The sequence below is a fragment of the Pseudoduganella sp. RAF53_2 genome, assembly GCF_052113985.1.
Classification (GTDB): domain Bacteria; phylum Pseudomonadota; class Gammaproteobacteria; order Burkholderiales; family Burkholderiaceae_D; genus Rugamonas.
Map to the genome: position 1 here is coordinate 1 of NZ_JBFRDW010000097.1, position 12,471 is coordinate 12,471.

12 protein-coding genes are annotated in these 12,471 nt (G+C 62.8%); 10 read left to right on the forward strand and 2 right to left on the reverse strand.

Annotated features, from left to right (window positions below):
- From AB4Z11_RS08295 to AB4Z11_RS08330, 8 genes are all read left to right on the forward strand, one after another.
- The coding region (locus AB4Z11_RS08295) for an efflux RND transporter periplasmic adaptor subunit (RefSeq protein WP_442024292.1) at positions 1 to 475 on the forward strand (475 nt) is incomplete at its 5' end.
- 27 nt (positions 476 to 502) lie between these two features.
- Positions 503 to 1,204 (forward strand): ABC transporter ATP-binding protein, encoded by a 702-nt coding sequence (locus tag AB4Z11_RS08300; protein ID WP_442024294.1) that lies wholly within the window; start codon positions 503 to 505, stop codon positions 1,202 to 1,204.
- Between the two features lie 2 nt (positions 1,205 to 1,206).
- A complete protein-coding gene (locus AB4Z11_RS08305) occupies positions 1,207 to 2,520 on the forward strand; it encodes an ABC transporter permease (RefSeq protein WP_442024296.1) in 1,314 nt (437 codons plus the stop codon).
- Between the two features lie 7 nt (positions 2,521 to 2,527).
- Positions 2,528 to 3,763, forward strand: a complete 1,236-nt coding sequence (locus tag AB4Z11_RS08310; protein ID WP_442024298.1) for an ABC transporter permease — start codon at positions 2,528 to 2,530, stop codon at positions 3,761 to 3,763.
- Positions 3,764 to 3,778: 15 nt separating this feature from the next.
- Positions 3,779 to 5,119: a sigma-54-dependent transcriptional regulator gene (locus AB4Z11_RS08315; protein WP_442024300.1), complete on the forward strand. Its 1,341-nt coding sequence runs from the start codon at positions 3,779 to 3,781 to the stop codon at positions 5,117 to 5,119.
- A 113-nt stretch (positions 5,120 to 5,232) separates the two neighbouring features.
- Positions 5,233 to 6,561, forward strand: a complete 1,329-nt coding sequence (locus AB4Z11_RS08320; RefSeq protein ID WP_442024314.1) for a sensor histidine kinase — start codon at positions 5,233 to 5,235, stop codon at positions 6,559 to 6,561.
- Between the two features lie 69 nt (positions 6,562 to 6,630).
- Positions 6,631 to 7,389 carry a spermidine synthase gene (locus AB4Z11_RS08325; protein ID WP_442024302.1) on the forward strand — a complete coding sequence of 253 codons (759 nt, stop codon included), beginning with the start codon at positions 6,631 to 6,633 and terminating at the stop codon, positions 7,387 to 7,389.
- Positions 7,390 to 7,612: 223 nt separating this feature from the next.
- A complete protein-coding gene (locus AB4Z11_RS08330; RefSeq protein ID WP_442024304.1) occupies positions 7,613 to 10,063 on the forward strand; it encodes a TonB-dependent receptor plug domain-containing protein in 2,451 nt (816 codons plus the stop codon).
- Between the two features lie 44 nt (positions 10,064 to 10,107).
- On the opposite strand, the gene AB4Z11_RS08335 is transcribed toward AB4Z11_RS08330, so the two are convergent.
- Positions 10,108 to 10,755, reverse strand: a complete 648-nt coding sequence (locus AB4Z11_RS08335) for a pentapeptide repeat-containing protein (protein ID WP_442024306.1) — start codon at positions 10,753 to 10,755, stop codon at positions 10,108 to 10,110.
- A 79-nt stretch (positions 10,756 to 10,834) separates the two neighbouring features.
- Between AB4Z11_RS08335 and AB4Z11_RS08340 the strand changes: the two genes are divergently transcribed.
- Entirely contained in the window at positions 10,835 to 11,236 is a 402-nt protein-coding gene (locus AB4Z11_RS08340) for a hypothetical protein (protein WP_442024308.1), read from the forward strand.
- Here AB4Z11_RS08340 and AB4Z11_RS08345 read toward each other — a convergent pair.
- The gene (locus AB4Z11_RS08345) at positions 11,233 to 11,769 is read right to left on the reverse strand and encodes a cysteine hydrolase family protein (protein WP_442024310.1); all 537 of its coding nucleotides are present in this window, start codon (positions 11,767 to 11,769) and stop codon (positions 11,233 to 11,235) included. The two genes, AB4Z11_RS08340 and AB4Z11_RS08345, sit on opposite strands and share 4 nt — an antisense overlap.
- A 138-nt stretch (positions 11,770 to 11,907) precedes the next feature.
- On the opposite strand from AB4Z11_RS08345, the gene AB4Z11_RS08350 reads away from it, so the two are divergent.
- The coding region (locus AB4Z11_RS08350) for a Crp/Fnr family transcriptional regulator (protein ID WP_442024312.1) at positions 11,908 to 12,471 on the forward strand (564 nt) is incomplete at its 3' end.

The window sequence follows — 12,471 nt, forward strand, 5'->3', positions numbered from 1 at the left end:
GCTGATGACCCTGGTCGACCTGAGCCAGCTGGAAGTCGAGCTGGAAGTGCCCGAAACCTATGTCAATGATCTGGGCATCGGCATGAACGCCGAGATCGAAGTGGCAGGCGTGAAGACCACCGGCAAGCTGTCCGCCCTGTCGCCGGAAGTGGTGAAAAACCAGGTGCTGGCGCGCGTGCGCTTCAACGGCAAGCAGCCGGAAGGCCTGCGCCAGAGCCAGCGCGTGTCGGCCCGCTTGCTGATTGACGAAAAACCGAATGTGCTGATGGTCCAACGCGGTCCATTTGTTGAATCGGAAGGCGGCCGCTTCGCCTACCTGATGCAGGACGGTATCGCCGTCCGCACGCCGATCAAGATGGGCGCCACCAGCGTGAGCGCCGTGGAAATCATCAGTGGATTGAAACAGGGCGACAAGATCGTCATCTCCGGAACCGAAAACTTCGAGAACGCAGCGCGCGTCTCGATCAACCAATAACCCCCAACAAGGACACAGGAGCCAACCATGCTGCGCATGCAAAACCTGAGCAAAGTTTACCGCACCCACATGATCGAAACCCACGCACTGCGCGGCTTCGAGATCGAAGTCAAGCAAGGCGAATTCGTCACCGTGACCGGCCCTTCCGGCTCGGGCAAGACCAGCTTCCTGAACATTGCGGGCCTGCTGGAAGATTTCACCAGCGGCGAGTACATCCTGGATGGCGTCAACGTCAAAGGGCTGGACGACAATGCGCGCTCCCGCCTGCGCAACGAAAAGCTGGGCTTCATCTTCCAGGGCTTTAACCTGATTCCCGACCTGTCCCTGTACGACAACGTTGACGTGCCACTGCGCTATCGCGGCTTCAACGCGGCCGAGCGCAAGGAACGCATCACCGAAGCACTGACCAAGGTGGGACTGGCTTCGCGCATGAAGCACTTCCCGGCCGAACTGTCCGGCGGCCAGCAGCAGCGCGTGGCAATTGCCCGCGCGCTGGCCGGTTCGCCCAAGCTGCTGCTGGCCGACGAACCGACCGGTAACCTGGACACCCAGATGGCGCGCGGCGTGATGGAGCTGCTGGAAGAGATCAACGCCGAAGGCACGACCATCCTGATGGTGACCCACGATCCGGAACTGGCGCAGCGTTCGCAGCGCAATGTGCACATCATCGACGGCCAGGTGTCCGACCTGGTGCGCAAGTCCCCGACCCTGGTCGCCAAGGAGGCCTGATCATGTTCCAGTATTACTTCATGCTGGGCGTGCGCAGCTTGCGCCGCAATCCGGCACTGACGGCGCTCATGGTGCTGATCCTCGCAGTCGGTGTGGCTGCCAGTGTTTCGACCCTGACCATCCTGCACGTGATGTCCGGCGACCCATATCCGGACAAGAGCGAGCGCATGATCGTGCCGATGGTCGATAACGGCCCGATCGAAGGCTACACGCCGGGCGATGAACGCAACGACAACCAGGCTTCCTACCGCGATGCCGTCAACTTCCTGAACAGCAAACAGGGCGACCGCCGCACCGCGCTGTATGGCGTGGCAGGTTCGGTGGAACCGGAGCGCACCGACATCGGCGTGTTCACCGCCGAAGGCCTGGCGCCGACCCGCGATTTCTTCGACATCTTCGAAGTGCCGTTCATGTATGGCCGGGCCTGGAGCGCGTCCGAAGACAAGGATGCCACCGACGTGATTGTCCTGAGCCGCAAGCTGTCCGARAAGCTGTATGGCAGCGAAAATCCGGTCGGCAAACGCATCAAGCTGATGAACAACAGCTACCTGATCACGGGTGTGATCAACAACTGGCGCCCAGTGCCGCGCGTGCACCGCATCATCGGCGGTCCCGGCGCGTTCGGCGATGAGGACGAGTTCTTCATCCCCTTCAGCAGCGCGATCCGCCATGAGACACAGCACAACGGCAGCATGAACTGCACCAGCTATCGCGATCCGGGCTGGCAGTCGCTGCTCGATTCCGAGTGCACCTGGATTCAGGTGTGGTTCGAACTGCATTCCGCCAGCGCCCGCGGCGACTTCCAGAACTGGCTGGATGCCTACTCCGCCGAACAGCGCAAGCTGGGCCGCCTGAAACGCAATGCACCGAATGTGCAATTCAATCTGATGGAGTGGCTGGAGCATCTGAAGGTGGTGGGTAAGGATAGCCGCATCTCCGCCTGGCTGGCCTTCGGCTTCCTGGTGCTGTGCCTGGTGAATACCATCGGTCTGCTACTGGCGAAGTTCTCGGTACGCGCTCCGGAAATCGGTGTGCGCCGTGCGCTGGGCGCATCGCGCAAGGAGATCTTCACGCAGTTCCTGATCGAGAGCGCAGTGGTTGGCCTGGTCGGCGGTGTGCTGGGACTGCTCCTGGCGCTTGCGTCCCTGACCCTGATCGGCAAGAGCTCCGAACAGCTGGCCATCGTCACCCATATGGACTGGCTGATGCTGGGCGTGACCTTCGTGATGTCGGTATCCGCCGCCATCCTGGCAGGCCTGCTGCCAACCTGGCGCGCTTGCCAGGTGACGCCGGCCATGCAACTCAAATCGCAGTGAGGACACCATGGAAATCAAACCAATCTTTTCCGCGCTGATGCGCAGTAAAACAGGCCCCATCCTGGTGGCCGTGCAGGTAGCGCTGTCGCTGGCGATTCTGTCCAACGCGCTGCATATCGTGAACGTGCGCCAGGCTGTCTCCGCCCGTCCTACCGGCGTGGTTGCGGAAGAAAACACCTTCAGTCTGCGCGTGAAACCGCTGCGCCAGGGCGGTCACGAAGAACAGCTGGCCATGCAGAAAGCGGAAGCGGCGGCGCTGCGCGGCGTGCCGGGCGTGATCTCGGTGGCCAACACGATCCAGGTGCCGATGTCGAATTCGGGTAACTACAACAGCCTGGCCGCCAAGCGCGAGCAGCTGAAGGAAAGCATCGACGCGGCGATGTACGTGACGCCGGATTCGCTGGTGAAGACCTGGGGCCTGAAGATCATCGAAGGCCGCGACTTCACTCCGGCGGACGTGCTGGAAATCGACCAGAACACCAGCAAGGAATTCCCCAACGCGACCATCATCACCAGGACGGTTGGCGAGAAGGTATGGCCCGGCGCCAGCAGCTATGTGGGCAAGACGCTGTATTACGGCACCGGCAAGGAAGCGCGCCAGGCCGTGGTGGTCGGCGTGCTGGAAAAACTGCAAACGCCCGGTGCAGCCGTCGGCGAAAATGGCGAAGCCTCGACCATCATCCCGGCCCGCCTGACGGGTGGAACGCGCTCGTTGTACGCGATCCGCGCCGAGCCGGGCCAGATCGACCGCGTGATGAAGGATGCCGAGCAGGCGATCAGCAATGTGTACAAGGGCCAGGTGGTCACCCGCACGCGCACCATGCTGGAAGACCGCGCCGACCGCTACAAAGCCGACCACGCGCTGGCATGGATGCTGATCACCGTCAGCGTGCTGCTGCTGATCGTCACCGCCAGCGGCATCGTCGGCATGGCCAGCCTGTGGGTCACGCAGCGCCGCAAGCAGATCGGTGTACGCCGCGCACTGGGCGCGCGCCGCATGGACATCCTGCGCTATTTCATCACGGAGAATGTGATGATCACCTCGGCCGGTATTTTCGGCGGCTTGCTTGGCGCGCTGGCGCTCAATCAGCTCCTGGTGAGCAAGCTGGAACTGGCGCGTTTGCCAGCCGAGTACATGGTCGTTGGTGCGATTCTGTTCTGGGCACTGGGCATCTTCGCGGTGTATGGTCCGGCATGGCGCGCGGCCTCGATTTCGCCGGCGCTCGCCACCCGCAGCGCCTGATGTTATCCTTCTGGCATGCCTACTGTACTCATTATTGACGACAACGCGGCGGTCGCCGTAGCCCTCGAAGTCCTGTTCTCGCTTCACGACATCGATGCGCTGCGCGCCGCCTCGCCGGAAGAAGGCCTGGCCATGCTGGAAAAGCAGGGTGCGGGCATCGATCTGGTAATCCAGGATATGAACTTCACCRCCGACACCACGTCCGGCGAAGAAGGCATTGCGCTGTTTGGCGAAATCCGCAAGCTCTATCCGGACCTGCCGGTGATCCTGCTGACCGCCTGGACGCATCTCGATGCGGCGGTGGATCTGATCAAGGCCGGCGCTGCCGATTACCTGTCCAAGCCGTGGGACGACAAGCGGCTGATCGCAACCGTGCAGAATCTGCTGGAGCTGGGCCAGGCCAATCGCGTCCTGCGCCAGCGTCTGCAGGGTGATCTGCGCCAGCGCCGCGAACTGGAACGCTTCAATTTGCGCGGCATGGTGTTTGCCGATCCCGCCACCGAGCGCGTGATCACGCTGGCTTGCCAGGTGGCGCGCGCCGATGTGCCAGTGCTGATCAGCGGCCCGAATGGCACGGGCAAGGAACGCATTGCCGAAATCATTCAGGCCAATTCGTCGGTGAAGGATGGTCCGTTCGTGGTGCTGAACTGCGGCGCGCTGCCGGCGGAGCTGATCGAGGCCGAGCTGTTTGGCGCGGACGCGGGTGCTTACACGGGCGCCTCCAAAGCCCGCGAGGGCAAGTTCGAGGCGGCCGATGGCGGCACCCTGTTCCTCGACGAGATCGGCAACCTGCCTCTGGCGGGGCAGATGAAGTTGTTGCGCGTGCTGGAGACGGGGCGCTTCGAGCGTCTGGGCTCCAACCGAGAGCGGCAGGTGCAGGTGCGTGTGATCAGCGCGACCAATGCGGACTTGCCGGCGATGATCCGCGCCGGAACCTTCCGTGAGGATTTGTATTACCGCTTGAACGTGATTGAGCTGAAGCTGCCGCCGCTGGCGTCGCGCCCCGGCGATATTCTGCCTTTGGCGCGCGGCTTCCTCGGTTCCGGCCGCCGCCTGCGTGCCGATGCCGAAGCGGCTCTGCTGGCGCACGGCTGGCCAGGCAACGTGCGCGAGCTGAAAAATGTGATGGCGCGTGCGAGCCTGCTGGCTTCGGGCGATGAGATTGTGGCGGCGGACCTCGGCCTGCCTGAGGCGACCTCCAGCGCCAGCAGCACGGACAACGAGCCGGACCGCGAAGCCATCGTGGTCGCGCTGAATCGCGCCAACGGCGTGGTCGCACAGGCGGCGGCTGAACTGGGCCTGTCGCGCCAGGCGCTCTACCGCCGCATGGAACGCCTCGGCATCGCCCGCCCCTGATGTCCGTCCCTCCCGACGAGCCGAACGCGCCCGGCGCCCAGCCATCAACCGCCGCCACCGATGGACGCTCGCGCGCTGGCGCCGCCGCGCAGGACGCGCCCCAAGATAAGCGGATGCGCCTGTCCCTGCTCACGCGCTGGTCCGCGCTGGTGGGCACACTGCTGACGGTTGGCATCCTGATCGCGCTGGCCCTAATGCGCCTGATGCCCGACCAGCCGCTGGCGGTGATTGGCATTTGCCTGCTGTGCGTGGTGCCGATTTCGATCATCACTATCCGCATCTATCTCGAACAAACCCTGTCGCTGTACCGCGCGCTGACCGGCACGGTGGCGAGCTACCGTGACGGCGATTTTTCGTTCAGCCTGCACTGGCCGCAAAACGACGAGCTGAGCGACCTGGTTAGCGCGCACAATGAACTGGGCCAGGTGCTGCGCGAACAACGCCTCGCGCTGGTGCAAAGGGAGCTGCTGCTGGACACCATGGTCCAGCACACGCCCGTCGCCATGATGCTGGCCACCGACAGCGGCGCCATCGTGTACGCCAACATCGCTGCGCGCCAGTTGCTGCATGAAGGCCGCAAGCTGGAAGGCGCCCACCTGCAGGAGATCATGGAAAACGCCACGCCCGCCCTGCGCGAAGCGATGGCGCGCGGCGGCGACGGCCTGTTCACCAGCGGCGAAGCGGAGGAGGAGGAAGTGTTCCACCTGGCCCGCCGCAGCTTCAGCCTGAATGGCCGCCAACACGAGCTGATCCTGTTGCGCCTGCTGACGCCCGAGCTGCGCAGGCAAGAAGTGCAAACTTGGAAGAAAGTGATCCGCGTCATCAGCCACGAGCTGAATAATTCGCTGGCCCCGCTGACCTCCCTCGCCCACTCCGGCGCCGAACTGGTGCGGCGCGGACAAACCGAGCGCCTGCCGCAAATTCTGGCCACCATCGAAGAACGCACGCGCCATCTGGAGAGCTTCATTCTYGGCTACGCCCGCTTCGCCAAGCTGCCCACGCCGCGCCTGGAAGCGCAGGACTGGCAAGCCTTCCTGAACGGCCTCGCCGACCAGGTGCAATTCAAACTGACCGGCGAAGTGCCGCCAGAGCCCGCCGACTTCGATGCTGCCCAGATGGAACAGGCCCTGCTGAACCTGCTGAAGAATGCACACGAGTCCGGCTCAGCGGCCGACGAGGTGGCGCTGGACCTGCGCCGCGTGCAAGGCATGCTGCGCATCGAAGTGCAGGACCGCGGCCCCGGCATGAGCGACGCCGTGCTGGCCAATGCGCTGGTGCCTTTCTACTCCACCAAGCGCAGCGGAACCGGCCTCGGCCTGGCGCTCGCCCGCGAGATCGCCGAGGCCCACGGCGGCCGCATCACGCTGGCCAATCGCGAAGGCGGTGGCCTGGCCGTGACGATGGTGCTGCCCGCGCAGGCAGGCGCCGCCGGTGCGCTTTGACCTTGAGCCGACACTGCTGCTCCTCTTCGGCGGATCAATGATCCGCCCTACGCTGGTAAACTAGCGTCCATGCAAAACCGACGTTTCGACCAGCCCGGCCATCCTCCCGCCACCATTACCGAATTTGAAGGCGTTCGCTCGCTGCATCTGGGGACTTCCTGGGTGCAGGGCGCGATGCGCCTTTCCAAACCAGACAATATCGAACTGGAATACGTCCAGATGATGATGATGTGGATGCTGTTCATTCAGCAACCGCGCCACATCGTGCAACTGGGACTGGGCAGCGCCGCCCTCACCAAGTTCTCCTACCGCCGCTTCCCCGACGCGCGCGTGACCACGATCGAGCTGAACCCGAATGTTATCGCCATCTGCGAAGCCCTGTTCGGCCTGCCGCCCAACGACGCACGCCTGCAGGTGAGGGAAATGAACGCGATGGACTGGGTCACCGATCCCGCCAACCACAACAGGGCCGATGTGCTGCAGGTCGATCTCTACGATGAGGAAGCGCGCGGCCCGGTGCTGGACAGCCCCGAGTTCTATCAGGCCTGCTCCGACTGCCTGACGGCGGAAGGCATCATGACCACCAATGTGTTTGGCGAGCTCAGTAACTACGACCGGAATTTGAGCGCGATGGCGGAAGTGTTCGACGCGGTGGTCTGGCTGCCGGAAGTCCACGACGCCAATATCGTGGTCCTTGCATTTAAGAAGTCGCCTTCGCTGGACTTCAGTGAGCTGTATGACCGCGCCTCAGTTATTCGAAAACAGATGAACCTGAACGCGAAATCGTGGGTGGATGGTCTGAAAGAGTGGATGCAGGACCAGCACTAAAGCATTCAGCAATGTTGTAAAAACCCCATACCGAACCCATGAATCCAGGTCATGGGGCCATGAGATTACTTTATTTCGAGTTGGAAAGCACGCAATATTGTCTTGCGTGCACATTCTGCAACATTTCGATACATGGGCTTTTGCCTGTATCAAATGTGCGCGTTAGTATTTTTTTCGCGTTACCCCTAGTAATGCCAAGAAAACACAACGAGAGACCGCACATATGAAGAAGAAAGCCGCGCACCACGTATCGCCTCAGTTCAAACGCACTCTTCTCGCCAGCGCCGTCCTGCTGGCAGCCACCACCCAGGCCTGGGCCCAAACCGACGCCATCGCCGACGACCAGAAAGTGATCGTTCTGGGTTCCCGCTCGCAGCCTAAAACCGCCCTTGATACCGCCAACCCGGTTGGCCTGATCAGCGCCAAAGACATGGAAACCGCTGGCCCGCTGGAGCTGGGCAAGCTGCTGCAAACGCTGGACCCATCGTTCAACTTCTCGTCCACCTTCATTTCGGACGGTACCGACATCATCCGCCCGGCCACCCTGCGCGGCCTGGGTCCTGACCAGCTGCTGGTCCTGGTGAACGGCAAGCGCCGCCACCAACAGGCGCTGGTGAACGTGCAGCAGACGGTGGGCCGCGGCTCGGCCGGTACCGACATCAACGCGATTCCACTGTCCGCCATCCACCACATTGAAGTGCTGCGCGACGGCGCGGCCGCACAGTATGGCTCGGACGCAATCGCCGGTGTGATCAACATCGTGCTGAAGAAGAATGTGGGCGAGACTGCCGTTTCCGGCACCCTGGGCACCACCAATGAAGGCGACGGCGACCTGTACTCCGCCAGCGTGAACCGCGGCTGGGCGATCGGCGAGAACGGCTATATCAACCTGACCCTGGAAGGCCGCAAGCGCGGCGAGACCAACCGCGCCGGTCCGGACACCCTGCGTGTCGATCCTCCGCGCGTGACCCAGCGCATCGGCGACTCCGATGCCAAAGATGCTTACCTGTGGTGGAACGCGGCAGTACCGGCCGATAACGGCGGCGAATTCTATTCCTTCGGTGGCGTGTCCAAGCGCAAAGGCGATTCCTCCGGCTTCTTCCGCTCGGCCGGCGATGGCCGCACCGTACCTGCCGTGTATCCGAACGGCTTCCTGCCGAACATCCGCACCACGGTGAAGGACTACTCGGTGGCCTTCGGCTTCCGCAAGGACCTGAGCGCCGACTGGAACTTCGACATCAGCGTCAACCACGGCCACAGCGAGCTGGGCTTCCACGAAGCGAACACCATCAACGTGTCGTACTGGTATGAGCCGAAACCGGGCGGCGGGATTTACGCCGATTCGCCGCTGTCCGCCGATACCGGTAAGCTGAAGTTCAACCAGACCACCTTCAACGCCGATCTGAAAGGCCCTGTGAAGCTGGGCGGCGCCGACCTGTTCGTGGCAACCGGCTTCGAGTACCGCCGCGACAATTACCAGATCGAAGCGGGCGATCCCGTGTCCTATCAGTACGGCCGCTCCAACAATCCGGCCATCGTGATCAAGGACCAGACAGGCGGCGTGGCTGCGGCGGGTACCCAGGGCTTCCCAGGCTATACACCAGCCACCGCCGTGGATGATGGCCGCCACAACACCGCCGTCTACCTCGACGTCGAACACCGTCCGTTCAACGAACTGCTGATCGCCGGCGCTGTACGCTACGAGCACTACTCCGACTTCGGCAACACCACCACCGGCAAGGTCRGCGCACGCTGGGACCCAAGCGAGCAGTTTGGCTTCCGCGGTTCCTTCTCCACCGGCTTCCGCGCACCGGGCGTGCAGCAGGAGTTCTATAGCTCCGTGTCCACCAACCTGAATGCCGCCGGCGTGCTGACCGAAACCCTGACCGCGCGCCAGAACAGTGCCGTCACCAAAGCACTGGGCATCGCTCCGCTGAAGGAAGAGACATCGCGCAGCGGTTCCGTGGGTATGGTGCTGCGTCCGGCCAAAGACATGTCGCTGACAGCTGACCTGTACCGCACCAAGATCAAGGACCGCATCGTGTTCTCCAGCGTGATCGAGCCGGAAGCCAAGGGCGGCCCGATCGCCAACATTCTCGGCCCATTGAAAGTCGGCCAGGCGCAGTTCTTCACCAACGCGGTTGACACCACCACCACCGGCCTGGATATCGTGGCAGAGAAGACCGTACGCCTGCCGGCATCCACTCTGGTGCTGTCCGGCCAGCTGGGCTTCAACAAGACCGAAGTGGATGGCCGCCATTCGACTTCCAGCGTGCTGACCGGCCAGCAGCTGTTCGACGATTCCCAGGTGACCCTGATCGAACATGGCCAACCGCGCAAGCACCACGTGCTGGCAGCGGATTACACCATGGGTCCGTGGAACTTCAACACCCGCGCCAACTACTACGGTCCGGTGCAGGGCCAGGGCTTCACGCCAGGCTATATCCAGACCTGGGCTGGCAAGTGGCTGCTGGATATCACGGGCCGCTACAGCTTCAGCAAGAAGACCCACGTCACCGTCGGTATCGACAATGTGGCCGATACCATGCCGACCAAGTGGGACCCGGTCAAGGCAGCGCCGTTCCCTCAGCTGGGCTTCACCCACTGCTGGGAAACCTGCCCGTTCGGCATCAACGGCCGTTCCTACTATGTCCGCTTCGACACGGCGTTCTAACGATCCCGGTAGTCTTGGATACGGCGCCTGCGGGCGCCGTTTTTTTATGTAACGATCAGTCCCAGTTCGCGCAGCAGTGCAGCGGCCTGGGCGTGCGAGATGACCGCGCCTTTGAACATGGCCGCATCGGTGAGGCGCACGCCTTCGATGTCCGCTTCGCGCAGATCGGCGCCCGCGAACTTTGCCTGTTTGAGCACGGCGTTGCGCAGGCTGCCGCCTTCAAATACGGCTTCCCTGAAATCGCAGCCGGACAAATAGGCATCCGAGAAATCCAGGTGCTTTAATGTCGCGCCCTTGAAGCCGAAGCCGCGCAGATCGGCGCCTACCAGCAAGCTGTCTTCGAACCTCAGGCCAAGGTGCGCGGCTTCCTCGAACGAAGCGCCGGTCAGCTTGCAGCTGCGGAAGGTGGCCGAGGCCAGCCGGGCGCGGCGCCATTTGCTGTTATTCAGGTCGCAGCCCTCGAAATGCGCATCGACCGCATCGACAGCCTCAAAATCCGCGCCACCGGCACGGCAGCGCAGCCATTTCGTGCCCGCCAGCTTGCCCGCGTAGAGATTGGTTTCGGCAAAGGTGCAGCGCTCGAAGGTGCAGCCCTGCAGATCCAGGCGCGAGAGGTCCGCGCCGTCAAAAGAGCAATCGGCAAAGCGGGTTTGCGATTGCGCGAGAAGATGTTCGAGTTCAGTCCTGTCCATGTGCGGCAGTGTACTCGATGGAGGGATTGCAGCGTGCCCGCACCTGAGCGAAGATAGCGGCATATTCAAGGAGGCGGTCATGGACGAGAATCAGATGCGCGGCGAACTGCGCGAACTGTCGCGCGCACTGCGCAAGGTGCATAAGGCGGTTGCCGACGTCGAGCTGCAATACCACGGCGCCCCGGTCAACGCGCTGGAACAGCTGCAGATGCTGACCAATCACCCGCAACTCCTGTGGCTGCAGAAGCTGTCCGCGCTGATGGCGGAGCTGGACGAATGCATGGAAGAGCCGGACCTGGCCGCCGCCGACATCGCCGCCCGCTTCCGCACCGTGATCGAACAGCTGATCGGCCCGCGCGCGCCCAGCGACGAAGAATTCCGCAAGCGCTACAACACCCTCCTCCATGATGGCCCCGACGTCGCCATCGCCCACGGCGCCCTGCGCGCTGTCCTCTCCCGCCTGCCCTCGGCGGCCGTTTAAGCGAAGCTGATTTCCTGCGCGGGCAGCACGGCGATTTCCGGGCCGTAGCTGCGATGGTTAGCCAGCGTGGCGTTGTGGTGGGCCGTGATTTGCGCGGCGCTTAGCACGCCGTTCGCCATCGTCGAATGCGCATCCGATGCCAGCGCAACGTGAAAGCCCAGGCTAAGCGCGCGGCGTACCGTGGCGTCGATGCAGTAGTCGCTTTGCAGGCCGCACAGCACCAGCCGTCCCACGCCCAGTTCGCGCAGGATCTGGTGCAATGAGGTGGCGTGGAAGGAGTCCGGCGTCGTCTTGCGCAAGCGCAGATCATCGTGATCCGCCGCGACGCGGTCGTCGATCTGCCAGCCTTCGCTGCCGAAGACCAGCGAACCCGCCGCCTCCTCGTGCTGCATGAAAATCACCGGCACATCCGCCGCGCGCGCCCGCGCGATCAGCGCGTTGACGTTTTCAATCACGCGGCCGATATCGAAGGCCTCTTCCTCGCCCGAACACAGTCCGCGCTGCATATCGATGATCACTAATGCTGTAGTCATAAGGACAAGCATACACCGAACCAATTCGCCGGTTAGTTACACGTACTTATCTACAAAACATTGCTGTGCGGCGCGGGGAGGCGTATATTGCAGAACCCAAAGTTGCACAATGACAACAACATTGTCAGAAATACCAAAATGCCAGCCGTATTCCTTCAGCAGCGCGAACGCTTTCGCGAAGCCACGCTCAAGCGCCTTGGCGTCAGCGGTGAACTGTTCGATCAGTTCAACCGGACGCTCGCGCCGCACGTGCAGCAGGTGCGTTTCCGCAAAGGGGAGTATTTGCAGCATGCGGGGAAGCCCGCCACGGCAGGATTCTGGCTGTTTTCAGGCGTGGGCCGCCGTGGCCTGATCACCAGCGATGGCACCGACGTCACAATGGGCTTCGCCACCGACGGCGAGCCATGCGGCTCGCATCACGACCTGCTGGCCGGCGAACAAGGCCTGCCTGCGCTGGAATTCGTCGTCGCTGAATCGGCCATCACGGCCGCGCGGTTTGAATGGACCACCATCGTGCGCCTGCGCGAGCAGCACGAATTCATGCGCGAGTATTACCTGAAGGTGGCGGAGTATTCGCTGCGGCGCTATTCGCAGAGCTGCTATATGCGCAGCATGACGTCTGCCGCCGACCGGCTGCAGACTTTCCGCCAGCAGCACCCAGGACTGGAGGCGCGCATTTCGCAAAAGGCGCTGGCCTCCTTC

Bases quoted from the DNA above. Each gene is read 5' to 3' on its own strand.
- AB4Z11_RS08340 (WP_442024308.1), top strand. From the start codon at position 10,835: ATGGACGAGAATCAGATGCGCGGCGAACTGCGCGAACTGTCGCGCGCA.
- AB4Z11_RS08325 (WP_442024302.1), top strand. From the start codon at position 6,631: ATGCAAAACCGACGTTTCGACCAGCCCGGCCATCCTCCCGCCACCATT.
- AB4Z11_RS08310 (WP_442024298.1), top strand. From the start codon at position 2,528: ATGGAAATCAAACCAATCTTTTCCGCGCTGATGCGCAGTAAAACAGGC.
- AB4Z11_RS08335 (WP_442024306.1), bottom strand. From the start codon at position 10,755: ATGGACAGGACTGAACTCGAACATCTTCTCGCGCAATCGCAAACCCGC.
- AB4Z11_RS08345 (WP_442024310.1), bottom strand. From the start codon at position 11,769: ATGACTACAGCATTAGTGATCATCGATATGCAGCGCGGACTGTGTTCG.
- AB4Z11_RS08300 (WP_442024294.1), top strand. From the start codon at position 503: ATGCTGCGCATGCAAAACCTGAGCAAAGTTTACCGCACCCACATGATC.